General features: G+C 58.9%; 29 protein-coding genes. 5 read left to right on the top strand and 24 right to left on the bottom strand.

From position 1 onward, the window contains the following. Nucleotides 1-119 precede the first annotated feature (119 nt). Entirely contained in the window at nucleotides 120-563 is a 444-nt protein-coding gene (locus tag J3A64_RS12495) for a hypothetical protein (protein ID WP_210064433.1), read from the top strand. Here the strand turns inward: J3A64_RS12495 and J3A64_RS12490 are convergent. The 9 genes from J3A64_RS12490 to J3A64_RS12450 all read right to left on the bottom strand — a co-directional run bounded on the left by J3A64_RS12490 (nucleotide 511) and on the right by J3A64_RS12450 (nucleotide 7,755). Continuing rightward, nucleotides 511-1,569: a Na+/H+ antiporter NhaA gene (locus J3A64_RS12490; RefSeq protein ID WP_210064432.1), complete on the bottom strand. Its 1,059-nt coding sequence runs from the start codon at nucleotides 1,567-1,569 to the stop codon at nucleotides 511-513. The genes J3A64_RS12495 and J3A64_RS12490 overlap by 53 nt on opposite strands. Next, a complete protein-coding gene (locus tag J3A64_RS12485; protein ID WP_210064431.1) occupies nucleotides 1,559-2,341 on the bottom strand; it encodes a hypothetical protein in 783 nt (260 codons plus the stop codon). The genes J3A64_RS12490 and J3A64_RS12485 overlap by 11 nt, the downstream gene beginning before the upstream one ends. Next, a complete protein-coding gene (locus tag J3A64_RS12480) occupies nucleotides 2,338-3,156 on the bottom strand; it encodes a putative PEP-binding protein (RefSeq protein ID WP_307807226.1) in 819 nt (272 codons plus the stop codon). Before J3A64_RS12480 ends, J3A64_RS12485 begins: the two co-directional genes overlap by 4 nt. An 89-nt stretch (nucleotides 3,157-3,245) precedes the next feature. Further along, complete coding sequence (locus tag J3A64_RS12475; protein WP_210064429.1) at nucleotides 3,246-4,052, bottom strand: nucleotidyltransferase domain-containing protein; 807 nt, start codon at nucleotides 4,050-4,052, stop codon at nucleotides 3,246-3,248. Further along, nucleotides 4,049-4,939, bottom strand: coding sequence for a diiron oxygenase (locus J3A64_RS12470; protein ID WP_210064428.1), 891 nt, complete (start codon nucleotides 4,937-4,939; stop codon nucleotides 4,049-4,051). The genes J3A64_RS12475 and J3A64_RS12470 overlap by 4 nt, the downstream gene beginning before the upstream one ends. A gap of 113 nt (nucleotides 4,940-5,052) precedes the next feature. Continuing rightward, the gene (locus tag J3A64_RS12465) at nucleotides 5,053-5,340 is read right to left on the bottom strand and encodes a metalloregulator ArsR/SmtB family transcription factor (protein ID WP_307807193.1); all 288 of its coding nucleotides are present in this window, start codon (nucleotides 5,338-5,340) and stop codon (nucleotides 5,053-5,055) included. A 136-nt stretch (nucleotides 5,341-5,476) separates the two neighbouring features. Then, nucleotides 5,477-6,475, bottom strand: coding sequence for a CU044_5270 family protein (locus J3A64_RS12460; protein ID WP_286176735.1), 999 nt, complete (start codon nucleotides 6,473-6,475; stop codon nucleotides 5,477-5,479). Further along, complete coding sequence (locus J3A64_RS12455; RefSeq protein WP_307807192.1) at nucleotides 6,468-7,064, bottom strand: RNA polymerase sigma factor; 597 nt, start codon at nucleotides 7,062-7,064, stop codon at nucleotides 6,468-6,470. Before J3A64_RS12455 ends, J3A64_RS12460 begins: the two co-directional genes overlap by 8 nt. A 184-nt stretch (nucleotides 7,065-7,248) precedes the next feature. Further along, the gene (locus J3A64_RS12450; RefSeq protein WP_286176300.1) at nucleotides 7,249-7,755 is read right to left on the bottom strand and encodes a MarR family winged helix-turn-helix transcriptional regulator; all 507 of its coding nucleotides are present in this window, start codon (nucleotides 7,753-7,755) and stop codon (nucleotides 7,249-7,251) included. An 84-nt stretch (nucleotides 7,756-7,839) separates the two neighbouring features. Here J3A64_RS12450 and J3A64_RS12445 point away from each other — a divergent pair, with 84 nt between their 5' ends. Both J3A64_RS12445 and J3A64_RS12440 read left to right on the top strand, forming a co-directional pair. After that, a complete protein-coding gene (locus J3A64_RS12445) occupies nucleotides 7,840-8,772 on the top strand; it encodes an EamA family transporter (protein ID WP_286176299.1) in 933 nt (310 codons plus the stop codon). A gap of 214 nt (nucleotides 8,773-8,986) precedes the next feature. Continuing rightward, complete coding sequence (locus J3A64_RS12440) at nucleotides 8,987-9,589, top strand: hypothetical protein (RefSeq protein ID WP_286176298.1); 603 nt, start codon at nucleotides 8,987-8,989, stop codon at nucleotides 9,587-9,589. A 237-nt stretch (nucleotides 9,590-9,826) separates the two neighbouring features. On the opposite strand, the gene J3A64_RS12435 is transcribed toward J3A64_RS12440, so the two are convergent. The 9 genes from J3A64_RS12435 to J3A64_RS23715 all read right to left on the bottom strand — a co-directional run bounded on the left by J3A64_RS12435 (nucleotide 9,827) and on the right by J3A64_RS23715 (nucleotide 18,788). Then, nucleotides 9,827-10,696 carry an HNH endonuclease gene (locus tag J3A64_RS12435; RefSeq protein WP_210064425.1) on the bottom strand — a complete coding sequence of 290 codons (870 nt, stop codon included), beginning with the start codon at nucleotides 10,694-10,696 and terminating at the stop codon, nucleotides 9,827-9,829. Beyond that, the gene (locus tag J3A64_RS12430; RefSeq protein WP_210064424.1) at nucleotides 10,693-12,351 is read right to left on the bottom strand and encodes an ATP-binding protein; all 1,659 of its coding nucleotides are present in this window, start codon (nucleotides 12,349-12,351) and stop codon (nucleotides 10,693-10,695) included. Before J3A64_RS12430 ends, J3A64_RS12435 begins: the two co-directional genes overlap by 4 nt. 3 nt (nucleotides 12,352-12,354) lie before the next feature. Continuing rightward, nucleotides 12,355-12,795 (bottom strand): EcoRII N-terminal effector-binding domain-containing protein, encoded by a 441-nt coding sequence (locus J3A64_RS12425; RefSeq protein ID WP_210064423.1) that lies wholly within the window; start codon nucleotides 12,793-12,795, stop codon nucleotides 12,355-12,357. Beyond that, nucleotides 12,792-14,576: a DEAD/DEAH box helicase gene (locus J3A64_RS12420; protein WP_210064422.1), complete on the bottom strand. Its 1,785-nt coding sequence runs from the start codon at nucleotides 14,574-14,576 to the stop codon at nucleotides 12,792-12,794. Before J3A64_RS12420 ends, J3A64_RS12425 begins: the two co-directional genes overlap by 4 nt. Next, nucleotides 14,569-15,837 (bottom strand): type II restriction endonuclease, encoded by a 1,269-nt coding sequence (locus J3A64_RS23970; protein ID WP_210064421.1) that lies wholly within the window; start codon nucleotides 15,835-15,837, stop codon nucleotides 14,569-14,571. The genes J3A64_RS12420 and J3A64_RS23970 overlap by 8 nt, the downstream gene beginning before the upstream one ends. Nucleotides 15,838-15,841: 4 nt before the next feature. Then, nucleotides 15,842-17,152 carry a DNA (cytosine-5-)-methyltransferase gene (gene dcm, locus J3A64_RS12410; protein WP_210064420.1) on the bottom strand — a complete coding sequence of 437 codons (1,311 nt, stop codon included), beginning with the start codon at nucleotides 17,150-17,152 and terminating at the stop codon, nucleotides 15,842-15,844. Between the two features lie 444 nt (nucleotides 17,153-17,596). Beyond that, nucleotides 17,597-17,875: a hypothetical protein gene (locus tag J3A64_RS12405; RefSeq protein WP_210064419.1), complete on the bottom strand. Its 279-nt coding sequence runs from the start codon at nucleotides 17,873-17,875 to the stop codon at nucleotides 17,597-17,599. 79 nt (nucleotides 17,876-17,954) lie between these two features. Next, nucleotides 17,955-18,218, bottom strand: coding sequence for a hypothetical protein (locus J3A64_RS12400; protein WP_286176297.1), 264 nt, complete (start codon nucleotides 18,216-18,218; stop codon nucleotides 17,955-17,957). 399 nt (nucleotides 18,219-18,617) lie between these two features. After that, nucleotides 18,618-18,788, bottom strand: a complete 171-nt coding sequence (locus tag J3A64_RS23715) for a hypothetical protein (RefSeq protein ID WP_286176296.1) — start codon at nucleotides 18,786-18,788, stop codon at nucleotides 18,618-18,620. 291 nt (nucleotides 18,789-19,079) lie between these two features. On the opposite strand from J3A64_RS23715, the gene J3A64_RS12390 reads away from it, so the two are divergent. After that, nucleotides 19,080-20,471 carry an APC family permease gene (locus J3A64_RS12390; protein WP_210064418.1) on the top strand — a complete coding sequence of 464 codons (1,392 nt, stop codon included), beginning with the start codon at nucleotides 19,080-19,082 and terminating at the stop codon, nucleotides 20,469-20,471. A 16-nt stretch (nucleotides 20,472-20,487) separates the two neighbouring features. On the opposite strand, the gene J3A64_RS12385 is transcribed toward J3A64_RS12390, so the two are convergent. Genes J3A64_RS12385 through J3A64_RS12375 form a run of 3 tightly spaced genes read right to left on the bottom strand, consistent with a single transcriptional unit; the run spans nucleotide 20,488 to nucleotide 23,082 of the window. Further along, nucleotides 20,488-21,360 (bottom strand): SDR family NAD(P)-dependent oxidoreductase, encoded by an 873-nt coding sequence (locus J3A64_RS12385; protein ID WP_286176295.1) that lies wholly within the window; start codon nucleotides 21,358-21,360, stop codon nucleotides 20,488-20,490. A 57-nt stretch (nucleotides 21,361-21,417) separates the two neighbouring features. Continuing rightward, complete coding sequence (locus J3A64_RS12380; RefSeq protein ID WP_210064417.1) at nucleotides 21,418-21,792, bottom strand: TfoX/Sxy family protein; 375 nt, start codon at nucleotides 21,790-21,792, stop codon at nucleotides 21,418-21,420. 45 nt (nucleotides 21,793-21,837) lie between these two features. Beyond that, nucleotides 21,838-23,082: an NAD(P)/FAD-dependent oxidoreductase gene (locus J3A64_RS12375; protein WP_210064416.1), complete on the bottom strand. Its 1,245-nt coding sequence runs from the start codon at nucleotides 23,080-23,082 to the stop codon at nucleotides 21,838-21,840. A gap of 309 nt (nucleotides 23,083-23,391) precedes the next feature. Between J3A64_RS12375 and J3A64_RS12370 the strand changes: the two genes are divergently transcribed. Continuing rightward, entirely contained in the window at nucleotides 23,392-23,595 is a 204-nt protein-coding gene (locus J3A64_RS12370; protein ID WP_011773907.1) for a cold-shock protein, read from the top strand. A gap of 77 nt (nucleotides 23,596-23,672) precedes the next feature. On the opposite strand, the gene J3A64_RS12365 is transcribed toward J3A64_RS12370, so the two are convergent. The 3 genes from J3A64_RS12365 to J3A64_RS12355 form a co-directional block, all read right to left on the bottom strand. Beyond that, the gene (locus J3A64_RS12365; protein WP_286176294.1) at nucleotides 23,673-24,602 is read right to left on the bottom strand and encodes a hypothetical protein; all 930 of its coding nucleotides are present in this window, start codon (nucleotides 24,600-24,602) and stop codon (nucleotides 23,673-23,675) included. Nucleotides 24,603-24,606: 4 nt separating this feature from the next. Beyond that, nucleotides 24,607-25,233 (bottom strand): ATP-binding cassette domain-containing protein, encoded by a 627-nt coding sequence (locus J3A64_RS12360; RefSeq protein ID WP_210064414.1) that lies wholly within the window; start codon nucleotides 25,231-25,233, stop codon nucleotides 24,607-24,609. Nucleotides 25,234-25,299: 66 nt separating this feature from the next. After that, nucleotides 25,300-25,887: a hypothetical protein gene (locus J3A64_RS12355; RefSeq protein WP_286176293.1), complete on the bottom strand. Its 588-nt coding sequence runs from the start codon at nucleotides 25,885-25,887 to the stop codon at nucleotides 25,300-25,302. Between the last annotated feature and the right edge of the window lie 137 nt (nucleotides 25,888-26,024).

The following is a 26,024-nucleotide window of genomic DNA, read 5'->3' as shown; positions in this document are numbered from 1 at the left end:
AACTTCTGGGATCAAATTTACCGGCTTCCCTGTGGCTGGTGATAACTGTGTGGCGTTCTGCAGCTTGGGAAAGTACTTTCCTAGGCTGGCGTCACTGAACATCACCAATTGGGGGAACCATGAACGAGAACACAGACAACATGTCACCGGCTGAAGCACGCGAACTCCTGGCAAGGGCCGATTCCCTGGGCGCGACTTCTATCAACGCAGCAGCGTGGCCCGTTGCCGTCACTTTCACGAGCCTCGCGATCATGGGTTCCTTGTTGATGATCGGGATGCATATCGTGACCCACACCGGATACGGCGCGGCACTTCTGGCCTGCTCTGTGGGCGCTTGGGGCGCCATAACCGCGTCCATCTGGCCCATGTTTCAACGGTCAACAAAGGCCGGATTCACCAGACGGTTCGTCACGTCCCTCCTCGCCTACTTCGCCCTGTACGTGGTGGCGCTCGTTGGCGGAGCCTACCTCTTCCCGAGCGGCAACCTGTGGTTCTACATCCCGGCCGCTATTACCTTGGCCGCCATCGGCCTGGCTGCGGCCTTTCGAGAGCTGCGCGCATGAGCACACCAGCAGAACACCCGCGGCACAAGCTCAAGGAACGGTCCAAGGAGGCTTTGGTGACCTTCGTGAGCAGCCAGGTAGTTCCAAGAATTCCGATGGGCTTTCCCAAAACCAGTGCCACGATGATGCCGACGGTCACCGGGTCCATTGCGGCGGAGACGAAACCGTCCCAGCCTCCGACGGTGACACCGGCTGAGAAGAAGGCAAAGACGGGGACGGCGATGCCGGCAGAGACCGGCCGGAAGCGGTGTTCAAAGATCTCCGCGAGGCCCGGTCCGGCGGAGGGGCCGCCGCTGGCCTGGTCCCTGATGACGGGGATGGCGAAGCCCAGCAGCACACCGGCGACCGTGGCATGGATGCCCGAGGCGTGCACCAGCGCCCAAGTGAGATGGTCGCCGCGATCGTGCGCCGAGGTTCCCCGGTGGACCCCGAAGTAGTTCATCGTCAGATCCTGAAGCCCGATGACCATATACGCGGCACCAGCCCGGCGAAGATCTCGGTGTTCGTCCATGGCCGATGGGATCTCGATCATCGCTCCGCTGGGGCGCGCAACACCCCGTCTTTCGCTGATATGGGTGAGGGCTCTAAACTCGTCAGTGCTACCGACATACGAGAGCATGAGGGAGAGGTTTGGCCAACGACTCGATACCTCGGCAACGGCTGCCGCTTCGGCCTCGTACTCGTCGGGCTCTTCTAGAGCGCGCCGCGCACCACGTGGGCTGAGGATGGGATTCTCAACCAGCGAGACGGACCTGTATCCCGCAACCGTTAGCAGCTCCCGGGACTCAAAATCACTGAGGCGATACCAGACCTGTTTCGGGAAGAACGAGGCAGCGAGTCGCTCAAGGGAGTCCCGTAAGGCCTCGAAGCCCCCGTCTGTGGTCGGTGACGCGCCGATGCTCCTGATCAAGTACTCACTACGCAGAAGCGAGACGCCCGACGCTCGGTCCACCAATTCAGGATCGAAAAACTCTCCGCTCGCGATGACCCCTATTTCAGACTGCATCGCGCTTGAATACCATCAGTTGATACGGGAAAGGTAGAGCCGGAACGGGGGAGAGTTCCGAGTAGTGAACCAGAACTCCGAACGGCGCGAGGAACTCCTCCCATTCGGCGGCCGTGCGATGCTCACGCACGCAATCGCTGCCAAATTGATTGAGCGTCTGGTTGAAGAACAAATCAAGGGCAGGGTGCAAGTCGCCGGAGAAGTCCTCATCAATGCAGTTCTCTAAGACAACCAGCTTCGTCGCGGTCGTTGACATGATGGCGTCGAGAATTGCCTGTGGATCCCGTTCATGATGCAACACTGCGCCCAAGAAGATGGTGTCGGTGTGTGGGAGCGCGTCGCCGTCCTCCCAAGGAACAAAATCGATGAGCTCGTTGTCAATGAGGTCGTCGAAATGCCCGACGCGTTCCAAAGCGGTGATCTGCTGCCCAGTACGCGCAGCAATCATGCCTGTTAGGCGGCAGTCTCCGGCGAGCAGGTCTACGTCCGGCTTCGTCTGGCCGCATAGATGCGGTGCGACCCAGTCGGCGACGGCGCGCGAACGTTGTTCCGCGAAATTCATATTCCACGCCGCCCTGACCCCAGAGGAGACCAGCATGTAACGTGCCTTGTCCGATTCGAACCCGTCGTCCGCGATGTGCCGTGTAAGTTCCGCCACGAGCGACGGCGGGTGCAGTACGCCGTCGCGGTCCAGCACTTCGCTGATGGCCTTACCGAAGTCACCAGCGACGTTAGCGAAGTGAACGCTTGCAATAGTGGGCGATGGGCTCAATTGATTGGTCCTTCCGATGACTGAGCAGTGGCTGCTCTCAGCGCGATTGCTTTCCGTGTGCGGGACTTGATCGTCTGCAGATGAGCAACTTCAGGAAGCTCTTCAAGCGGGACGCCGAGGAGGTTGTGGAGATCGGCGTAATGCAGGATTACCGCATCCAAACCGGCGTTCTCGGCGGCACTTAACAGGGCGTCATCCACATAACCTGCCAGGCTGATGTGCACTTGTTGCGCTGGTAGCGCGGCGCGAATGAAGGCGAGCGCCTCTCCCATTCCCGGGATCAGACGCGTTCGCGCACCGATCCGGCGGGACGTGGCCCCGAGCAGGCTTGTCAGGTCATTTGATCCGACGACGACTCTCGTGGCGCCCGCCCCAAGGAGGTCTCGGGAGCTGAAGGCAAGCGAGGGAACTTCAATCATTGTTCCAACTCCGACATCGGCTCCCAGGTGGGACTGCACTCGGTCGCGGTACCAGACATACTCGTCGACCGAAGATACGAACGGCGCGATGAGATGGAGGTTCGAGTGCGTAGACAGAACGGACTTCAGTACATCCAGCTCGGCATCCAGGCTGGCTGGGAACTTCATATGGCGGCGTACGCCGCGAAGTCCCGTGAGGTCATGTATGGTCTCCGTCGTCTGCTGTTCAACCCCCCGGAGTACATTCGCTTCAGCTCCTGTGACTTCCATAGTTCGATAGCCCACACTGGAACATGTGTCAGCGCAGATCTGACACATGTACTCGTACAGGCGCTGCTGAGCATCTTCCTCGGTTGGGTAGGCCAAAAGTTCGCGGAATAGGTACTCCGATCGCACGAGGCCAACGCCGTCGTAACGTGCAATGAACTCACTGCCCGGTCGCTCACCGCTTAGCGCGAGCGCGATCGGAATCGATGCTTGGAACGTCACCGGTTGCCCCCGTCGTTGGTTGTCCGATGACTGATGCTAAGGGTCAGATGTTGACATTCCTCGAGGACTGAGTTGACCCACTGGGTGGGCCGCCCCGGATGCAGCCGCGCATGAGTAACTATGTTCCAGTACGTGCTGTACAGGTCTTCGTCATCACTCACGGCCCGCAACAGCTTGGGCCTCCATTTTCCGCGGCCGGTCACGAGCTCGCCCCTTGAGGCGATAAAGGCGTCAATGGTCTTTTCGTACGCGAATTGGGCCGACAGCACGGCGCATTCGGAATGCCCTGCGTCGAGCTGGCCGGTGGCATCCTCGATGTAGCCCTCTCCTTCATTCAGAAGCGCGTTTGAAATGACGGTCAAGAAATGCGAATCCGCCAAACGCTCCTGTGCCGTACGCAGCCAAGCCGGCGATGTGAGCGCTTGCCCGGTCGAGAACTTTGTCAACAACCCCAACTCCCGTGGAGTGAGTTGTGGACTATCAAATACGTCGATACCCTCGAATTTGCCTAGCAGCTGATCGACTTGGTCTGGGGTCCAGAACTCGAGATCGAGACGTCTGTCCCCCTCGAGCGTCCTAATTCGGATGCTCGGAAGCGTGAGCGCAACGGCGGCGAACTTGTCGTTGGATTGGCTGTGGATGTTCGACGTGACGACGAAGATATCCAAGTCACTGTTTTTGTTGCCCCAGCCTCGTGTCACCGAACCTGCCGCATAGATTGCTGCGGGCACTTCCGTGTCGCCCAGACTCAACTTCACACGTAGTAGAGCATTTTCGAGTTCCACATCCAGATTCGGTTTCAAAGCCAATGTTTGTCCAGTCTTTCGTCCAAGAACCCCTCAGCCAAGAGTTTTTCTGCGATTTTTTCGTCCCGAAAAGCCCCGGTACGGCCGAACGCGGTGATGGTGTCGCGTGCTGGGCGCTGCTTCGAAGAAGTCATCGTTGAAGGTGGCGAGTCCTTCACAATGCTGCGTGCCGATTCAATATCAGACCCCAAACTGCAGTAGGACTGAATTTCGGCTTCGACGTCGGGTGCCAGGAATGCCTCGACCATGCGCGGCAGTTGGGAAACTACGCTCTGACGCTGTGTTGGACTGAGATGCGGCCACACTTCGTCCAAAACGGACCGGAAGAATACATTATGGCGACCCTCATCTTTCGCATGGTCAGCAACGACCTCCCGGGCGGACGGCAAAATGCGCTCATCATGCGGTATGTCAGCGAGAAGACTTGAAATCAAGGTTTCGCTAACCACGGCACTGAAAAACCGAAGAAGGCGCGTCTGAGGTCCTTCAGTGCCATGGAAAATCTGTTCGAGGCGCCATTCGAAGGCCGGCGCGACAAGGGTCGGCGCTATCGCTGTCCGCTTCGCGAGGGCTTCCGTGTAGTCATATGCACTTTGAGCATGCCAGGCCTCGTCGGTCGTGATCTTGTAAGCTCCCGCGCGGGTCTGTGCTGCAAAGTCGACGTCGTAGCGATTCAGGCTTATTGACGACGTGACGGGAAGTACAACCACCTGCTCCAGTACTGTCGTGAAGTGCATGTATTGATACAAGTACTGCAGTCCCACGGCCTGGAGGACTTCCGTCGGGGCGTCCTTGAGTTGCTCGTGATGCATTCCCCCCATCAGTTCCGGGGGATAGAAGAAGTAGGCGCCGCGGTCTGCTTCAGTGGCCTCGTAGCGCTTCATCGTTGCTTCTTTGCTCCAAAGTGTGCCGCGGAGGGAAGATCACCATGGGGGTTTTCCGGTTCAGCAGATTGGCCGTCCAGTAGGTCGGCTAGGGCGTCGAGCCGTTGGTTCCATTAATGTGCGTAGTCTTTCAGCCAGGTGCTGACTTCCTTAAGTCGTGCGGCTTGGAGGTGGTACATCCTGTGTCGGCCATGCCGTTCCTCGCGGACCAAGCCTGCTTCTTTGAGGCCCGACAGGTGTTCTGGCGCGCTGGAACGGCTGAGATCCAGCCGTCCCGTGAGTTCGCCCGCCGTGAGGGGTCTTCGCAGGAGGCAGTCGAGGATGGTGTGCCGCGACGGGTTCGCGAGGGCGCCGAAGACGTCGGCGCGGGAAGGTGCAATGAATTGGGCCCAAATTTGCACAGCGACACTTCGCTCAGGGGGTACTCCGTGCGCTCCCTGAAGGCAACGGGGGCGCTGGGCTTGGGTACATCTGCACATCTGACAGAGCCTCCCACCAAGCCTGACGTAGGCGAAGAGTTCGAGGCGATGCGCGAGGCTAGGGAGCGCTGTCCGAGACCGTTGTTTCAATGGCCGTAAGCGTTATAGCCGTTCCTGCCGGTATGTTGCCTTGCGCCTGCGTAAGGACTTCCCGCTCTCCGATGAGTAAACCTGTTGCGGGATCGATGATGATGTCCTGCCTACTATGAGAGGCGTCCTCCACGCGCCCGATTGCAACGCCTACTCGCCCATTCAACGTTGCCTGCGCATCGGTCACGGTTACTCCTGGGATCAGCGCGGCGGCCTTGTACAGAGCGGCTCGTAGATCTGCGGGAACCATCCCGGTTCGCAGAAGGTCAGCGATGAAAACCAGGGCCTCACCATCGACAGACTGCCCATGGCCAAGCGTTTTCTTATAAATGTTGTTCAGGAGCAGGTAAGGGTCCCGGGGCAAAGCATCCAGGTAATTGGCCGAGGGAAATCCGGACTGTTCCGGAGGTCCATAGAAACCGCCGTTCACCGCCCGCAGTGTCTCTCCTGTCGGGGTTCCGAGTTGGCCGTTCATTGCATACTCTTTAGAGGCTTCATCGAAGAACACCGTTGGAATCCGGCCTGAGCGCTCCCATACCCATTCATCCATGCGGTTGGCCGGAATGTACATGGTCATGTTCTCGATATCGAGCCACTGGAACTGTCGGCCGTTCTCATCCACAGATGTGCTGCCCCAGAGATTGCTGCTTTCAATCTTCAGGTACTGGCCAGGGTTGACTACGGGGTCAGCGTTTTGGATGGTGGTTTGCGCGGCATCGTTCAAGACTTGGGCGGCCTGGGCCGTTGCAGCACCCCGCCAACCCGTGGGACCGATCACGTCGACTGCCGCAAGCACGGCCACTGCTGCGACAGCAGCCACCAAGGATATGCCTACCTTCTTCGATCCTTTTCTTTTCCTAGTGGGTAACGACCATGCAGAGGCCAAGGATGGGGAAATGCGGTGAAGCAGCCTTTCTCGCCCCTCCTCTATGGTCGAGTCCTTGGGAACAGGTGTCTTTTCACGCATTGCTCGAAGAAGCGCTAACTCGTCCATGTTCGATCTCCTTGTCTTCTGTGTGATTGAGGGCAGCTGCATCACGAAGGATGCGCCGGGCCCTGTTCAGACGCGACCTGACTGTACCTACAGGAACACCAGTGGCTAGCGCTATGCCGTCATAGGTCAGATCGGCCCAGGCATAGAGCAGAAGGCACTCCCTGTCCGCGGATGAAAGCTTTCGCATTGCGGTCGCGAGGCGCGCTGTAGTGGCCGCTGCATCAAGTCGTTCGGCCACACGGTCAGTTCCGTCGCCGTAGCTTTCACGGCCTGCAGCTTTCGCGAAAGCTTTGAGACGCCTGCCCTCAGCACGGTGGTGCCGGCGGAGCAAATTGGTAGCGATGCCAAAGAGCCAGGGTCTGGCGTCCTCGGACCTGTGGTCAAAAGATTCCCGACTCTCAAAGGCAACCAAGAATGTCTGTGCCATGACGTCATCAGCGACGGATTCACCAGCTCTGGTAGCCGCATATCGGTGCACTGAACGGCAGTACTTGTCGTAAAGCGCAGCGAATGCTTGCGGATCATCGCGGGAGCTACGTATGAGGTCACTGTCGGTCGTCACAAGCTGTATTGCCCTTTCACAGGAAAAGAGTTCACGGCAGCCACAACAAAAGATGCTCACGCTTGTGGTTGCACGCTCTGCATCCCGAAAACAGTCCTTTGTGCGTGCCTTGGTGCCAAAAGAGTTGCTGGGCGGGGACGAGCTTCAGTTTGGGGGGCGGATCGCTGTCCACCCCGATGACTTCTTAGGAGGTTTCGCCGTCGTTGTTTGTCAGCAGGAACTTGCGCAAGAGGTCGGCGAGCTGTGTCCGCTCGGTCTTGGATAGTCCTTGGAGCATCTTCTGCTGGTTCTCGACGTGGTGTTCCACCACCTCATCCACCAAGGCGAGTCCCTCGGGGGTGAGGCTGATCAGCAGTTGCCGGCGATTGTCCGGGTTGGTCTCACGGTGTACCAGCCCGCGGTTGACGAGTCGGTCCACGCGGTTGGTCATGGCTGCGGAGCCGATCATGGTGAGGCTGGCCAGTCGTCCGGGCGTAAGCGGAGCCTCGGCTGCTGAGCGGCGCAGCGTTGCGAGGACGTCGAACTCCCAGGGTTCCAGCCCGAACTGATTCATGAACTTCTGGATGTCCAGTGAAGCCAAGCGGCTGGCCCTATTGAGGCGCCCAAGAATGCCCATGGAGTTGACGTCCAGGTCGGGGCGCTCTTTGTTCCACTGCTCCAGAATCAGGTCTACTGCGTCGCGGTCCATCATGCTCCAATGCTTGACCTCAAACAGTACAACACCTACATTGTTTTACATCAAATAGTTCGACATCGAAATGTATGGAAGTGAACAATGTCCGCCTTGAGGACTGTCAGCAAGCCCATCGGTTCCGGCATGGCGAAGGCGTCTCCTCGAGACCTCTTCATCACTGCACTCGCGCCGATGGTGTGGGGATCCACCTATCTGGTGACCACTGAGTTTCTCCCCGCCGACCGGCCGCTCCTCGCCGCAACCGTGCGGGCACTACCGGCGGGCATCGTTCTGATGCTCGTCACACGAACGTGGCCGCGGGGGAGCTGGTGGTTCAAAGCAGCGGCGCTGGGGGCGCTCAACATTGGACTGTTCTTCTTCCTCCTGTTCTTCACCGCGTACCAACTGCCGGGTGGGCTCGCTGCGTTGGTCATGTCGATCCAGCCCCTGTTTGTGCTCTTCCTTGGGGTGCTGCTGCTGCGGGAGAGCATCCGTCTTATGCACGTGGTTGCCTGCGCGGTAGGAGCGGCCGGTGTTGGCTTGCTCGTCCTGCGATCCGACGCGTCGCTGACTCTTGTGGGTGTGCTCGCCGGGATGGCGGCGGCGTTGAGCATGGCGGCCGGCATCGTCCTCACCAAACGCTGGGGAAGGCCCGACGGCGTGGGGCTGCTTGGGTTTACCGGCCTGCAGTTAGCGATGGGTGGCGTGATGTTGCTGCCCGTGACGTTGGTTGTTGAGGGGCTGCCGGGGTCGGTTTCCGTGCCGAACCTGGCGGGGTTTGCGTACCTCAGCGTTATCGGTGCCTTGGCCGCCTACGCGGTGTGGTTCCGGGGGATCCAGCGACTACCGACGATGGTGGTCTCGTTCCTGGGATTCCTGAGTCCGCTCGTGGCTACGGTGCTGGGGTTCGTGTTCCTGGGGGAGTCGTTGTCGGGGTGGCAGCTGGTGGGCGCGGTATTGGTGCTGGGGGCTGTGGGGTTGGTGCAGCGGCCGGGGGCTGCAAGTCAGGACTCCCGCGAAAGGGGTGCATGCTGAGGTGATTTCAGGAGCAGATGCTCGATGGCGGCTCCCGCCACTTGTGCTTCATTCAATCGAGGTGCGGTTTGGCCGGAAGTACAGCCTTTCCGGACACTCAACGACGATTTAGTCTGCGAGCCCATCCCCGTCACTGGCTGCTGAAGGTACGCCGCAGCCTCAAGATGCGGCGTGTGAACATCGCCAATCCCGAAGAAGGTGACAGTCTTCGGATATGACTACTTCAGACGCGAACGTTGGCGCCATGCAACAGGAATCCTGGAAAATATTACTCAAAGCTCACGAGCAGTATTTCTCCGAGACGCCACGTGCTTACGACGAAGTCCTAGACGAAGTCGCAGGACGCATAGGGAGCAGCAAAAGCATTGGAAAGGCCGACATCGGATCACTGCTCCTTTGGAAGCGACTTCGTGCGGACACCAGGTGGGTCCGCAACCTCATGGTTATCCCGGACAAAGAAGTTCGCGAGCACACCTTGAAAGCCGTTGAGGCAGCCAATGATCTCTCGCGCTCGGTGCCTGAGGCCGCTGCGTCCGGACGATCCGCATTGTCGCCTCTACCTGGATTTCAAGCGGGCGACGCTTTGGCATCGGCACTGCTGCTGGCTGCTGCACCAGAGCGCATGGCCGTGTACGACAGACGTGCCCAAGGGGGCCTCGAAATGCTGGGGCTGCAGCTGTCCCCGGCACGGGGTCGTTATGGGCGCTACATGGAACTCGTTGAAAATATCCGGCTGAGCGCTAGCGCCAATGATCATGAATGGACTGCACGAGACGTTGATGTTGCCCTCTACTGGCTCGGTGGTTCGATTTACTGAGCGTTTAGGGCCTGCCTTTTTGAACCTAATTGCAGCCAAGATATGGAACTAGCCCTCTTGGGATCCATTCTAAATTGGCTAACTTCGTGGCGGACGAGTTCCGAACTTCAGGGGGGACCAGGCGACATTGGGCGACCGACGCCAACTGGCTTTCAAACTTCCCCTATATCGACCACGCACTTGGGAATGCACTCAACAGTAAGGCTTTTAGTACCAAAGAGTTGGCACTGCCATGTCCTAGCCCTTGAGATCTTCGATCGCAGGAAGAGGCGGGCTTTTTGGCGGCAGCCCTAGGAGCTCGCGTATTTCAGATGGCTCGTACGGCGGGTTTCGTCGGTGCGCGGCCGAGTGGCAATTGCTGCAGAGCGGCACGAGGTCCCGGATGGGGTCAACTAGGTACCCGTCGCCCATGGTTGAGACAGGAATTCGGTGGTGGACTTCGATGTACCCTGCGGCTGGCGGACCGTAGAGTTCCCCGAAGTTGAGTCCACAGGCCCAGCATTCGACACCATAGTGGCTGATGCAACGGAGCCGGTTGACGGGGTTGCGCTCGTAGCGGTTCACCTTGACGGTGGTTAGGGCCCCTTCGGGCAGAGGCTCGACGGAGGGTAACTCTGTCACTTCGTCGTCTTCGAGGAACCCGTTCAGGGCCAAGGCTAAAGCCGGGGACGCCACAGTGATGAGACTGCGGGTAATCTCTTCGGGTGTCCGCGCCGGGATCCGTGCCCAGCACTCAATACCGAACGCCCGCCAAAGGCCGCCGGGTGGTTCCCGCGGGTCATCGAGAATTTCATGGTTAACAGTGATGGTGAGTGTCACGTCCTGGGTGCTGATCTCCTCGATAGCACCCAGCCATGCGTCTGGATTGTCCTGTGCCCACCTCCCGAGCTGACGAACGAGCGAGCCGGCAAATTCCTCAGGCATGACCGTCGCAGCGGCACTAGTCATCGTCCGCGAGAGTGCGATGACTAGTCCGCGGCCCGCTTCAGCGGCTGCAAGGCGTGCTCCCGTACCGGCAATACCCGCTTGGGATATCGTGCATGGCTCCAAAGCCAGTGTTGTGACACTGCCCAGTTGCGCCAGCGCGGCCTCGAAGGTGTGTTTCATGGGTGGGTGTCGTCGGGCGTCTGCGGGGAGGGCAGGTCTTTGACGAGTTTGCGCAGGTTACGGCTTATGTCGACACGAATTTCTTCGAACATTTCTTGGGAATCCGCGTTTGTGGCGTCCAGTTCAGCCTGCGCCATCGCGTAAAAAAGAAATTCGATGGCTTGAGCCATGGTGCTATTGGACGCGACCGGGAGATAGGCCTTTTGGTACCAGTCATGTCCGGCATTCAGTTCGACCTGAAGGATGTTGTTGGTTGAGAGGGACATATCCCAGAGCACGCCGTCCTTGAGTGATTCCCGGCGGACAACGTTCATAGAGGAGAATTCGTCTTCCACGGTGACGTTGACGATTCCAGACGGTTGACCATCGGCGCCGATGACGGGGACATTGCCGGTCTTGTTCACCATCATCACGGCACCATCGGAACCCGCGGTGATGGTCGGGATGGTGAGGTTGCCCTTAAGCCGGCCCAAGGTCACTTCGGTCGGCCTGCTGCCGCTCATGCCGCCGGCGGCGACTTTGGCGTTTCCGGCCCTGGATCGCTTGTTGGCTTCACGGCGTAGCGGTGCCAAGATGTCAGTCAGTTGTTCAATGAGGGTTTCATCGATGTGAACCCCGGACTTTTTGATCCCAACCCCGAACACGGGGTCCAGCTGGGCGTCGAAGGACAGTTCGACCCTGAGATTGTTGATATGTGTTTCAGCCGCTCCAGTGCCGAGCCAGCTTGGCCCATCGATGAGCCGACCTTCGCGGTACAAATAGATTCCTTGGCGTCCTAGCGATACAGCGGCTTCCTGCCATGCCTGGAGATCTTCAACTTCGTCTTTGCGCGGCAGGATGAAGGCGCGCAACACAGCTGTGTGCGGGTCGCCTTCGGACAGTTCGAAAGTGAACTTCTGCTGCTTAACCATGTCGCCCCCTGCGCCTTCGGCGAAGGGGTCCCAAGCGCGGAGCTTTTCGCCGTTGAGGTAGATGTTCACATTGCGGGCGCGGTTGTCCTCGGGGTCGAGGAAGCGCTGGAAGACCATGCGCAGGTGCTCACGCAGGGTCGCCTCGCTGCGTTTCATGGCGATCGAGCGGTTCTTGGCTTCCTTGCCGCCTCGTGTTCTCAGGAGACGGTCGATCTTGTCCCATATGATCAGCGTCCCGGCTTCCGGGTAACTGCCAGCCAAGGAAGACAGCTCGTCCAAGGCATCGTCGAGTGCCGCCGCTTCCCTCTCGTCGGCAATGTCGTGTTCCAAGACCCAGCTGCCGGTTTCTGCCACCGTATCAAGGTCCCAAGCTGCTGCGTAGGGCGGTTCGGCGGCAATGGGACGCGAGACCACAACTAGTCGTCGGCAGAACTGGGTGGATGCTGTCTTCAGTCCAAGGCCGAACTTACTCAGGCTGTTCTGATTCTCTTGCCTGTCCGCACCGTATCTCATAGCGTTTTCCAGGCCGTCGAGGTCCATGCCGACACCGTCGTCGGCGACCTCTACTATGGGGTCGTTCGCTGGGTCTAGTCCTATTCTGATGGACACATTCTGTGCGCCGCCAGGGCCGATCGAGTTGTCGACGATATCAGCGATCGCTGCTTCGAAGGTGTATCCGGTGTCCCGGAAACCCTCGATTACCCGCGTCGTATCGGGAAGGACGATTTTCGTGTTTTTAGCCATGGTTCAGTCCTTGGTGTCGGTGATGATCATGCGCCATCCATTGCGCAGTATAGTTTCCGTCGGTTCTGACGCGGTTAGGTCTTCGGCCTCGTAGAGCACAGCCTCTATATCGCCTAAGCTGCTGCGGCGGAACCCGAGCTCGTCCCCCGCAGATGCTGATAATGCGCGCAGCATCTGCGTGGTATGCGTCAATCGATACTCATTACGAGTTCCTTGTCCGTGCGTCTTGTTGTTGTAGTAGATGAAGCGCAGTGACCAATGCTGGCCTGTTTCCGGTGTGGCGACAGTCATCCAGAAGTCGGGATTGTAGGCGGCGACATCCAAAGGGGGAAAGAACGCGAGGATGTCGGGATTTTTCGGGATCGTGATCCCCGATTGGTGGGCCCCAGTCAGGCCGAGATCATTTGCGCTGAGGAGTTTTCTGACTTCTCCAAGCCGTGTCATGCGGTGGGTCCTTCGTTCGTGTTGGCTGCCCCGTCGTCCACGCGCCGTGCCAGAGCGCGTTTCCAGTCCGAGCGCAGGAGTGCATCTTCTTCCACAGTGTTTTCATAGAAGAGATGGTGGACAGTGACCGGCAAGGTTTGTTTTCTCCGGTGGGCGCGGGCCGTGGCTTGGCTGGTCAGCGCCGGGTTCCATTCGGGGTTGAAGTGGATGACGTGGTTGGCTGCTGTGATGTTGAGCCCGACGCCGGCGGCTTGGGGGTTCATAAATAGGGCGCCAGGTCCTGGGAACGCGGTGAAAAGATCAATGATCGTTTGGCGATCGGGCACCGGAACCCTTCCATCTATGACGGCCAGGAAGGCACCGGGTTGCCTGGCTTTTACAGCTTCGAACATCCGGTCAAGGGCTTGTTGGAAGGATGCAAAGACCAAGACTTTCTCCCCACTGCTGAAGGCCTCTGCAACGATCCGCATGGTGTGTTCGGCTTTAGGAGCGGCGCTTTCGCCGGGACCCCAGTCGTTTTCTTCCGCGTGGGCGCATAGGACCCGCAATGCTGTGATAGCTGCGAGGGGGCCAGCACTAGCGGTGGCGATCTGGGCGTAGCGGCCTTTTGCGTCCTCGGGAAGTTCGAAGGCGGTTTCGACGTGGACGAGTTCGGGCAGGTCGGTCGCGACGTCGGCGACCAAGCGTCGGAGGGTCACGGGAGCGATGATTTGTCCAAGAGATTCGGCCCGTTCGAGTTCATCAGGGAAGGCTTCGTCGAAGGCCTCCCTGCTACCAAGCAGTGCTGGGACGACAAACTCGGCGATGGACCACAGGTCAAGGAGACGGTTTTCCACCGGTGTGCCAGTTAGGGCGAGTGAGACACGGCGGCTCAGGCCTTTGACGCTTTGGGCCCGACCCGTCTCCGGGTTGCGGATCATCTGGGCTTCATCCAAGGCGAGGACGTTCCACGGAATGTCGCTGAGGAAGCTCATGTCGCTCACCAAGGTTTCGTAGGAAGTGATGACGACGTCGTGCCGGGCCAAGCCGCTGGCTACGCCGGTACGCAGTGGCCCTGCATGGGTGGTAATAGTCAGGGCTGGTGCCACCTGTCCAATTTCCCGGGTCCAGTTGCGCAGCAGTGACGCAGGACAAACGATCAGGGAAGGACCACGGCCGCGCTGATCCAGTAAGAGGGCGATAGCCTGCGCAGTTTTACCCAGGCCCATCTGGTCCGCCAACAGCACTCCGACGCCACGTTCTGCCATTGCGACCATAAACTCGGCGCCAACCTGCTGGTATGGGAACAGATCGATCCCGAGACCTAGGGCCGAAAAATCTCGGATCAGCTTGGCCGGTGTAGCCCTGTCATCCAGCCCGGTGTCATCAACCAACAGCCCGGCCCCCGCGGGATCGGCCTTCACCGCCAAGTAGTTGCCTAACGAGATCTCGGAGTCCTGACACAATTCGTGCTTGTCGAGAAACGCGAAACAGGCTTGGACCGCAGCCAAATCAAGTGGATGCCAACGGGACTCGTGAATGACGCCTTGGGCATCCAGCCCGGGGACCGGCATGAACGCCGCACCACGCCGGACACCGACACAGACACGCACCCCATCCGGCAATGCCCCGCGAAGAACTATCTCCGGGGCCAAAGCGATGCGGCCAAAGCGCAGACCAGTGGCATGGCGGAGGCCTTGGCCTGAGTTGGCCGCTTCGGCAATCTCGCGCACAGTGGCTCGCCGCCATATGGCCTGCTCAAATACGAAGATTTGGGCTTCCTGGATCTTCCAATCAGCCATGGATGACAGCCTTTCCGGCGAGTGCGCGCCCTTCGCGGGTCTTGACCTCGATTAAGAAGTCGTCCAGGCCCATGAGCCAGTATTGCTGGGCCGGGCTGAATCCTTGGCTGTGCAGCTCGCGTGGGACGACGAGTTGGAGTCTTTCGGCTCGCATTTCGGCTGTTTGGTCCTCGGAAACCGCGGGCTGAAGCGTGAGCAGGTGTTTGTTCGGAATCCGGTCTGCCTCGTTTAGTACCTGCCTCCACCGGTCTTTGAGCGTGGTTTTGGAACCCAGCATCGTCAGGCAGGGCGGCGGGAATGTCGGGTCGTCGTAAGCAACCTTGGAGGGGAACAAGAAGTCCGGTTCCTTCTTGCCTTCCGTTTTGGCTTTCTTCACGTAGCGGATGTCGTTTGAGCGGAGAACGGCTGAGATATGTTCCTCCAGGGAGAGCCCGGCCCGTACGCTCCTCCTGCCGTGAACAGATTTGGAGAACTTGAGGAACCCTTCGACGTCCACGCCGCCACTGGCGTCGTAGAAGCCGTTGGCGATGCTTTCGCTGATGCGGTGTTTCTCTAGGGTGCGGAACATTCGGTGTTCCATGCTGACCCAGCGCAAGAGCGCGCCGTCCGGGTCTTCAACAGGGTCAACGTGTTTGACCAAGGAGCGGGCGTAGCGGGCGAAGTCCAGCGTTGATGGCCACAGCGTTTCGTTGAAGCGGAGCAGGATGGAATCCAGCAGGTTGTCGTCAGTAAGGTCAACTTCGATGCCGAGTAGGGCAAGCAGTTCCTCGCTTGCCATTTCTTCACGTCCGGGCTGAGCATCCATGTCAGTGGTAACGAACAACGTTTCGTTGGTGTGTTGCACATCGAAGATCCACTGCAACTGCCGCAGAATCGTGGAACCCTGCTTGGCAATCACGAGAATCAGACTGCCGTTCTTTTCCTTGGCGAGGAAGAGGGTGTCGCCGGCTTCAGACCGGTAGATGACCTCTTCTGCCTCCGACAGGTACAACAGACGGTATTCCGCACCTCGCGTGGGGTGGTTCTCACGACTGTCGTACCACGTCAGCGATGTCTCGAACAGTTCTGGCATTTCCTCCAGATCATCATCGAGATACGCCATCTTGGTTGGCAGGTGACTCTTACCTACGGGTGTACCTAGCAGTTCCCGGAATCCTTTACTTCCGTTGAATTCATGCTGGTTCGAAGAGAGCTTGTTGACGTCGACGTCGGCCAAGACTTTGACGGCAAAGCCTTGGAAGTAGTCCCGAATGTTGATCACGGGGTCAGGCTGCTGCTTCCACCGCGGCTTCAGCGCTGGAATGCTCCTGTGTGCCAGCTGCTTCAAGTTCCGCTTGTTCGGCAGCGATGGTCGCTTTGACCTGCATCAAATGGGGCTTCATGATGCGTGCGACTTCCTTGAAGACGGGCATGACGACGCTGTTGCCGAACTGCCGGTAGGCTTGGGTGTCCGAGACGGGGATGACGAAGGAGTCATCGAAGCCCATGAGGCGGGCGCATTCGCGCGGCGTGAGCCGCCGGGGACGCTGTCCGGGCTGCTCGACCAAGATCTCCGAACCGTCCTTATAGTAGCGAGCGGACAGGGTGCGGGTGCGGCCTTCGGCGTTGACGAGCCCGAAACCGAAGCCGTTCCCGGCAGCCTTGTGCTTGATGGCGTAATTCTGCAGGTAGGTCCACAAGCCCTCCGTTAAGGTGAACTTGTCGTTGACCTTCTTCTCAGCGTGGTTGAAGTATTTGTCGCCGTCGTGCGGTAAAATTGGTTCGCTTCCGTCGGTTCGGTGCAGGATGTCCCCGAGTTTGTGGCTGGTCTTCTCCGGCAGGACCAAGTCATCCCATGTGAATTCGGTCTTCCTGGCGAAGCCAACGATGATGATGCGCTCACGGTGCTGCGGGGTGAAGTGGCCGCCGTCGATCACCTTTTCGTAGACGTCGTAACCCAGCTCTTCCCGCAGCACAGCCATGATGATCTTGAACGTGTTGCCCTTGTCATGGGACTTGAGGTTTTTCACGTTCTCCAGCACGAACGCCGCGGGGCGGGTGGTTTTGATGATCTCTTTGAGTTCGAAGAACAATGTTCCCTGGGTGGGGTCTTCAAAACCGTGAGGGCGTCCAAGCGAGATTTTCTTGCTTACACCGGCGATTGAGAACGGCTGGCACGGGAATCCGCCGAGCAGGACATCATGAGCGGGAACGATGTCTTGCTGGCCAACAATGTCCCCAATGAACTCGTGTCCGTCACCGAAATTCACGGAGTACGTCTTCTTTGAGAATGCGTTCCATTCCGAGGTAAAAACACACTGCCCGCCGTGCTTCTCGAAGCCTTGGCGGATGCCGCCGATCCCGGCGAAGGTGTCGATGAACGTGAAGTCAGGGTTCTCGTGGAGCTGAACCGAGGAAGGCGTCAGCAGGGACTCTAGTGCGGCGCCGACGAACGGTTTCGGGGTGTTCTCGCCGGTAGCCCATCGGGCGATGGTCCGGGTTTCCACACCAAGCGCGGAGGCCAGTTCAGTTTTCTTGAACCGTTCGAGCGCTTGGGTAAGAAGTGTCTGGACCTGCTCGGGAGAATGTGTCGTCATGGTGACATCTTGTCAGGTCTTTGACCCAGAATGCCAAAGGCGCGCGGTTCGAACACGTATTCGATACTACTTCCTCGTCACGTCCCTCGGAAGTCGGTTCCGCAGGAGGACCTGTCGTCCTCGATGCATGGTGCCGGGATTCGTCGACCGGTGGTCCCGGAGCCGGGACAATAGGTAAAGCTGGCCTATTTTACTTGCGGGACCGCTATTTAGGTCGAGTTGGGCTGCCATCTGTGCCAGCAATCTTTCGCAGGCAGAGGTGCGGCCGACGGTGTAGCATCTTCAGCCGATATCCCTGACTGACTGTTGGGAGCCGACGTTCACCTCTTCGCTCAATGTCGCTGGAGATGCCAGAAGTGGCTCGCAGGCCCGTCTTTGCCACCGGTCTGTAGTAGTCGGGGCACCCTCGACCGCGGAATGTTGTTGGTCCCGTTTCCCGGTGCCCTATTCGAAATGCGGTATGCCTCGGATCAGTTCCAAAGCTACATATTCGTCAGCAGCGATCAATGGATCCAGCCTCGCTTTGCCAATGCTTAGCACGCCGGACCGATCGCGATCCGGGCCATTTCGCGGGTTCCAGTCGGCCTCAAGGAGCTGCCCGCGGATCACGATGGGGAGAGTCTGCACGGCTACGGGTGGCATGAGCCTCTTCAGGTGGACGCCACAGCGGATGCGGCCATGGGCTATGTCGCTTGCGGTAACTTTCTGCTTTGGTTTGTGCATCCGGTCAGCCTACCTAGAAACTGTTTAATGAGAATCGATTCCGCTCCCCGGCCTCGGAAACATATTGGCAATTAGGATGTCAGTCATGGGGCTCCTGTGACGTGCAACCCATGGTGATACGTGACTCCCCGAGAATGTCCTGGGCAGTGCAACTCATGTCCTGCCACGCCTCATGAAGGCCGACATAACCGCCCATGGGCCGATCTTCGCGACCGAAGGTTTGAGTCTGGTGGTTGGCCTCCAAATCATACTGGTCGGCTATGGAGAGCTTTACGCCGATGGTGGGGCCAAGCAAGCGGGCAGACATGTTGCCATTGCCCAAAGTGCCGAGGTTTCCGAACATCGGAATGACCTCCACGTCTGGTTTTCGGGGACGGCCGCGCGGAAGCGTTCCTTGTCCGCCTCTGAGGGCATAGGCATTTGCATGGAATCGTCCTCCTGGGGGGGCATCTGAGTGCGGAAGTGATGTTCACAGGCAGGGGATTCGCTCAGCGATATGCTTGGCATCTAAGCCCATGCTGCCGGCGATCGCTGAGTGGTGTCGGGTTAGCCAAGGTAGCCCGACGACGACGTGCAGGCCGGGGATCTCCGTGACACCTCGTGTGTGTTCGGGGGTAGCCCCACTCGTCGACCAGAGGCATCTCGATGACACCGGAAGTCGAGCTTGTACCCGGTTGCCCACAAAACGGACGTGAGGTTCGCATCGACGAGGTTCAGCTCAGCCTGATCGAGTGGGGGCCAATTATCTGGCGACGGGGGAAGATGCTTCGGGCATCCAATAGATGAGGTCCTGGCCGTGGTATAGGCGGGGCGCTTCGGGAACGATCGAAACGGCGAGAAGGACTTCACGGCCGGCGGCGTGGACTTCCTCGGGGATCCGGCCGCCTGACTGGCCCGGACCGACGACGAGCACCGCGGCGGCATCGCCTTGCCGTTGGTTACGCGAGCGCGCATGAGGTGAGCGTATGCGCCGCAGTCTCCACAATTGCCCGTCACATATTGACTGTGACCCGCCTCACCGTCACAATAAATGAACGTCATTCATTTCATCTCACTTCACATGGCCAGCGGCCTCTATCAGGCGCCCATGAGCCACCCCCAGCACTTCAGGATCGCGGTGACCCCGTAGATCCGGTCGCCGCTACGAAGTTCTGCAGCGTCGCAGCTTCCAAGCACACACCAGTATGACCAACAAGGATTCCCAATGACCCCCACGTTTGAAACTGATACACCGGCAGGCGAGAAGCCTGTGGGGCCAGCCTCCGCCCAGGCGCCTTCCCAAAGTTGGCGCCGTGTCCTCGGCGTTCCATCACTGGTGTTGCTGGGCTTGGTCTACATGGTGCCGCTGACCATCTTCAGCACCTACGGCATCGTCGTGGAGCTGACTGGTGGGCGGCTCTCCGCTGCCTATGCCGTGACCCTGGTGGTCATGCTCTTCACGGCCCGCTCGTATGGCCGGATGTCCCAGGCGTTCCCGTTCGGGGGATCCGCGTATACGTATGCAACTCGATCCTTCGGGCCAGGCCTTGGATTCATGGCTGGATGGTCGCTCCTGCTGGATTATCTCCTGCTGCCGATGATCAACTATCTACTCATCGGCATCTACATGGAAGCCGCATTCCCGGCGATTCCTGCGTGGGTGTTCATGATCATGTCGATTGTGGCGGTGACCTTGCTGAATATCCTCGGCATCACTGCAATTGCGAAGGCCAACTTTGTGGTGGTGGGTCTCCAGGCGCTCTTCATCGTGTTGTTTGTGGCCTTGGGACTTTCCTCCATCACGGGAACCGGCAATGTTGACCTACTGGCGCCTTTCGCCGGTGCCGAAGGTGCCGAAGGACTTTCACCCGTCTTCGCCGGCTCCGCAATTCTCTGCCTCTCTTACCTGGGGTTCGACGCCGTCTCAACCTTCGCGGAGGAAACCAAAGATCCCAAGCGGAATCTTCCCCGGGCCATCATGATCACCACAGTCCTGGCCGGCATGATTTTCCTGGGACTCGCGTACATCAGCCACTTGGTTCTCCCCGTCAGCACCTTTAACGACGTGGACTCGGCGGCCATCGAGGTCATCGGCGCGGCGGGCGGCGAGTTGCTGGTTGCCTTCTTCACAGCCGCATACATTGCCGGCAGTCTCGGATCTGCATTGACCTCCCAAGCTTCGGTCTCGCGGATCATTCATTCGATGGGCCGCAGCGGCGTGTTCCCGGCAGCGTTGGGGCGGCTCCACGCCCGCTTCAGCACCCCGGTGTTGCCCATCCTGCTGACCTCCGCGGTGTCGCTGCTGGCTTTCGTGTTGGATCTGCTGACGATTTCCTCGCTGATCAGCTTCGGTGCCCTGGTCGCGTTCTCCGTGGTCAACCTGGCCGTGATCAAGCACTACTTCTTCGACCAGAAGGTCCGCGGCGCCCGTGGCGTGATCCACAACCTTGTGCTTCCTGGCATTGGATTTGTGCTTACGATCTGGCTGTGGACCAGCCTCAGTGGCCTGTCGTTCACCTTCGGGTTGATCTGGGCAGGCGCGGGATTGGCCTACCTGGCATTCTTGACGCGAGGGTTCCGCAAACCTGCGCCGCAGCTGGACCTGAAGGAGGCGTAGTTTCCTGAGCGGAAGCTCAGAGGATCTTCGCCAGCCGGGTGCATTCCTCCCACAGCCTCTTCCGGGCGGCCGGATCGGAACCCATGCCCGGAGTCGGCAGTTGCTTGCGCTTTGCCCAGAGCTTGCCGGACACCGCCGCAGTCTCCGGTGAGGTGGCCAGCCAGACGGGCGTATCGGCCGCTTCCTCGGCAGGCTTGCCCCAGGTGTTCGTCAGCCAGCGGAATGGTCCGCCAACGTCCTGCAGCAGCCCCGTGTTCTTAACCAGGCCCGGGTGCACGGCATTCACCACGACGTTCGACCCGCGAAGGCGCTCCGCGAACTCCTGCGTCAACAGAACCCGGCCGAGCATTGTTGGTGGGGTAGCGCGCGTATAGCTGTACTTGCGTTTGGCGGTCTGGAGGTCGTCGAAGTCGATCTTGGTAACCGACGGTCCACCCGAATACTTCGACGCGATGTTGACCACCCGCGAAGTCCAGGCGTCGTCGGCACCTGCACCGCCTTTCAGCGAGTCCAAGAGCAAATTGGTGAGCAGGAAATAGCCCATCACGTTGGTGGCGAACGTGACTTCAAGGCCGTCCGGGGTCACTTGGCGTTCCTTGCGGAACACGCCGGCAGCGTTGACGAGCACGTTGAGCTTTTGGTGACGGGAATGGAAGTCCTCAACGGCCCACCGGATTGAGGCCTGGCTTGAGAGATCGCAGGCCAGCGGCTCCAGCGCTGCGTTGGGGACCACAGCCTGGATGTCACGAATCGCGTCTTCTGCCCGCGCTTCCGAACGGCCAACCACGACGACGGTCCCTCCTTCGCGGGCCAGCGCAGTAGCGATGGCCTTGCCAAGGCCGCCAGTAGCACCGGTCACGAGGGAGACCCGCCCATTCATTGATGCCATAGCAGGATCACAGCACTTCCTGACACTTTTGGCGAGGGCTTTTGCTTGAAGAATTCCCTATTTCTTGGGCAGCTTTGCCTTGGGTTCCTTCGGTGCTTTCGGCGGCAGTTTCGCCACGTTCTCTAAGGCCTTGGCCACCCATTCCGCAGTTTGCTCGGCGTCGTCCTGCCAGGACTGGGGAAGATCGACGTAACCGCCCATGGGGCGCTCTTCCGGGCCGAAGGGTTGCGTTTGGTGATTGGCCTCCAGCTCCTGCTGGTCGGCCACGGAGAGCTTGACGCCGATGGTGGGGCCAAACAAGCCGGCGAACATGTTGCCGTTGACGAAAGCGCCGAGGTTCCCGAACATCGGCTTGACCACCACGTCTGGACTTTCGGGAACGGCCGAGCGGAAGCGTTCCTTGTCCGCCTCTGAAGGCTTTGGCATTTGCATGGAATCGTCCTCCTGGGAGCGTTTGCCTGAGTGTGGAATTAGTGTTCACGGGCTGGAGATTCGGTCAGCGACATATCTGGCATCCAAGCCCACGCCACCGACTATGGCTGAATAATGCCGGGTTAGCCAAGGGAGCCCGACGACGTACAAACCCGGAATCCCGGTGACACCGCGCGTGTGCTTGGGGTAGCCCCATTCATCGACAAGTGGCATGTCGACGAACCCGAAGTCGAGCTTGAAGCCGGTTGCCCACAAAACGGATGTGATGTCCGAATCGACGAGGTTCAGCTCAACCTGATCGAGGGGGAGCCAACTATCTGGCGGCGGGGGAGGCTGCTCCGGCGCGTCGATCCCTGCCGCTGCGATGTAAGCATCAATTGCTTTTCCCGAGCGTTGGGCGAAGACCGACTCGACTGCCGCGAGGCGGTCGGGGAGGTCGTCACTAAAGGTGATGTCGCCGTCGTCGATTGTCTCCAGGTGGCCGTGCAGGTGCATGCCGCGCCGGCCGAGTTCTCGGAGGTGAATGGCGTGGCCGCCGTCGATACCAGAGAGCAGCGGGTTGGGCGCGAAGCGCAGTGCGGGGGAGGGGAGCGCCTCGGTGGTGAGGGCGTTGACGCCGTAGTCGGGGCCGTGTTTGCCGGTTTCGAGCATCCAATAGATGAGGTCTTGGCCTCGGTATCGGCGGGGCGCTTCGGGGACGATTGAGACTGAGAGGTGGATGTCGCGGCCGGTGGCGTGGAGTTCCTCGGCGATCTGGCCCCCTGACTGACCCGTTCCGACGATCAACACCGCACCGTCCGGCAGCTGCTCCGGATTGCGGTAATCATTGGTGTGCAGTTGGGTCATGCCTGCAGGGAGCTTGGCGGCCAGGGCTGGGATCTTGGGAACCTGGTAGGCACCCGTTGCCAGGACAACGCTTCGTGCACGCAGGCTCCCGAGCGACGTTTCAAGGTGGAAGCCGCCATCCGGTGCCGCGGATAGTCGGGTGACGTCGACACCCGTGTGGACCGGAGCGGAGATCAGCTCCGCGTACCGCCTGAAGAGGTTCACCACAGCGTCGCGGGAGATGAAAGCGTCCCGGTCGTCGCCGTCGTACGGCATCCCAGGGAGGTCCAGCGAAAGGTTCGGGGTGTTCATGTAGAAGCCGTCCCAGCGGTCCTGGAAAGCGCCGCCGAGTGAATCGCGTCGATCCAAGATCAGATGCTCGACGCCGAATTGCGTCAGCCAGTAGCTCGTCGTGAGGCCGGCTTGGCCTGCGCCGATGATGACCGTATCCGGGGTCGGTCCCATGGGTGCACTTTACGCTTGGCAGTGCTTCCAGAACAGGCAACAGGGGAGTGGGATCCGGGACGTATTCAGAGGCGCTTTGTGCTCTCAAGACGGACATCGATCAACATCCGATGGATAAATATTTCCCAGCACTAGCTATCTGCTCAGATGTATGTAGACTTGACGGTGTTGTTGTGTTTGGCATTTGGTAGTTCAGGCAGTCCCCACGATCCTTCCGGATCGTGACCTTCTGAAGTAACGGTGGAGAACACCCCACACCCGGAGACCCGAAAGTCGGGACAATCTCCACCTTCAGTAAGGACTGAAAAAATGGCTACAGGTACCGTAAAATGGTTCAACTCCGAAAAGGGCTTCGGCTTCATCTCTCCTGAAGATGGCAGCCAGGACGTTTTCGCTCACTACTCTGCGATCAACTCCTCGGGCTACCGCTCCCTCGAAGAGAACCAGAAGGTTTCCTTCGACGTCGAGCAGGGCCCCAAGGGTCCCCAGGCAGTAAACATCCAGGCTATCTAGTCTTCGGATAACTAAGAAGCAGGGCCGGTCACTGACCGGCCCTGCTTTTTTGTCTGCACTCGCAGGGTGCTTGGGGGCTAGATGAACTTTGACATGCGTGACCATACCGCGATGGAAATGAGCGCCACCAGGACCAGGGCGCCATACAGCATCCCCAGGCCAAACGTCGTCTCCACAGGAAGCGGTGGGCGGGGGTTGAATCCGCCCCAATAGTTGAATACACCTTCACCGGCGGCCGTGAGGATGTTCCGGGGATCATATGACCAAGTGAACGGCATCAGCATGAGCAGCCCTCCAGCGGCCAAGCTCGGTATGAGCATGCTCCTGGCCACGAGCCCAATAAAGAGCCCCAAGAGACCAAAAAGCACTGCTACACCCGCGCTGAATGCAACCTGCACAGCCGGATTGCCCACGCCTGAGTCATCCACGGCATACTCAAAATCTCTGCTGAGGTCGGGGAGGAACAGGGCTTTCAGGAGGGGTGCCGCTCCAAAGCTGAGGAGGGCGGCAAGCATGGTCGCACCGAATGAAACTAGAACCACTGCGGCAACCTTCGCGGCGATATAGGGCCCCGGGCCCTCTATGACAATCCGATCCTTCAAAATGCGTTGCCGAATGTCACTTACGGCTGTTCCACACCCGTAGACGAAGAAGAGCAGTGGGATCACCAGGAAAGTGATCATCTCCAGACCGGTGCCGACGGCATACGGTGCTTCGAGAGCGCGGTAGGCGAAATACGCAGCCTCGTAGTCAAAACGCACAGGATTGTCCAGCATCCGTTGGCCGCCTTGGACTACAACATTGCTCGGATGCCCCATGGCGTCCGCCAATGTCATTCCGTTACCCAATGCCTGTGCCTCTGTAACCTGTAGCCTGGCCAACCTGGCGGTCACGTTGCTGATGCTCCCGGTGAACGCGAAAAGAAGTGAAACCGTCAGGCCGCCGACAGCAAGGAAGACTGACCTGCCCCACAATTGATAACGCACTTCTGTTCGCAAAGAACGCATATACCTATTCATCAGATTCTTGTTTCGAATTTAACTGGCGGTGGACCTTCCCCTGCCGGATAGTGAATTCAGAGGAGACCAAGTCTTGGTAAGACGAATCTTCATGATCAGATATGATGACGCATTTCTTGGCCGCAACGGATTCTAACGACCTACGAAGTGCACGACGTCCGGCTGCATCGAGTCCAGATGCAGGCTCATCGAGCAGAATGCATGGTCTTGCGGTCGCAAACGCAGCTGCCAATTTGAGTTTTCTTCTTTGCCCTAATGAATAGGAGGATGATCTCCTACGCAGTAGATCATCGCTCATGAACTGCTTGACTACTGGCACCGCCGACACTTCTTTGGGAGAAATATCCAAGAGAATGCTGAGATTTTGCAGTCCCGTCAGTCGTCCATGAACCTCGGAGTCATCAAACGCTGCAGCTATTTGACCATCCGGATCGGTGTCCAACCAGCGAACATTTCCATTGAATCGTTCGAGGCCGGCAAGGCACTTGAACAGTGTGGTCTTCCCGTGGCCGTTGTCGCCACGGACAACAAAAATCCCCGCGGAAGGGATGCTGAATGTGACATTATCGATGATCTTCCTGTGACCGTAGCTCTTGGAGAGATTCGTGATGTGCAACATTAATCCTCATCAATGACAGGGGGTCGGCCAGAGCTGACCGACCCCTGACGGCTCATGCTTTGGACGCTACTGCTGCCAAGCTGACCAGGCGCCATCGCCATATACAGCAGCCCCTTGGATGACCGTGGCATGGTAAATATTTACGTTTCCCCAAGGTGTAGCAGAACCTACGCCAGCATCTGTTAGGGCGCGGTAGGAATGCTCCCAGTCACTCGTGTAGCTACGGTTAATTCCCAAGGCTTGTACCGTGTTGAATCCGAAGGCGCCTACACGCTGATACCCGTAGCTACTGGTGACTCTGCTCCAATCGAAATAGAAATCAACATTTTCTTCAGTGAATAGCATCCAGTTGCCGGAATACAAGCTGGCACGACGGAAGCCGATTGCGGTGGTCGAGTATGTTGGTTCTCCTTTCGTGAGGCGCAACCCCTGGGAACTTCCCGTGCTCGAAACTGACTTAGGGACAGTCAGGTCTTTTAGTGTTTGCGCGCTGTCCGGCTCGTCAGCAGCGTGGGCGGGAGACGCTAACGTTGCGATGGAGACTGCCAGAGTGATTGCTGTGATAACTGTGCGAAATTTCATATTCGTGTTTCCCCAAATGAAAGTGATCTGCCACTGCAGAAAATATTTTGATTGCGCACGCCATATGGTCAAACTACGAACTTGGAGTGCTCCGAGCGGCGATGGTGTGTCTCGGCTAAATAACTCAACCCGCCAATTGGAAACTTCTCTGTAACCCTCTGCCAGGTGAGTGATCAATACTCTCGACCCGTAAACCTTCTTTTGTCAAA

The organism is Pseudarthrobacter sp. PvP004, assembly GCF_017876035.1.
Classification (GTDB): Bacteria; Actinomycetota; Actinomycetes; order Actinomycetales; family Micrococcaceae; genus Arthrobacter; species Arthrobacter aurescens_A.
This window is presented reverse-complemented; position numbering and strand designations above follow the sequence as displayed.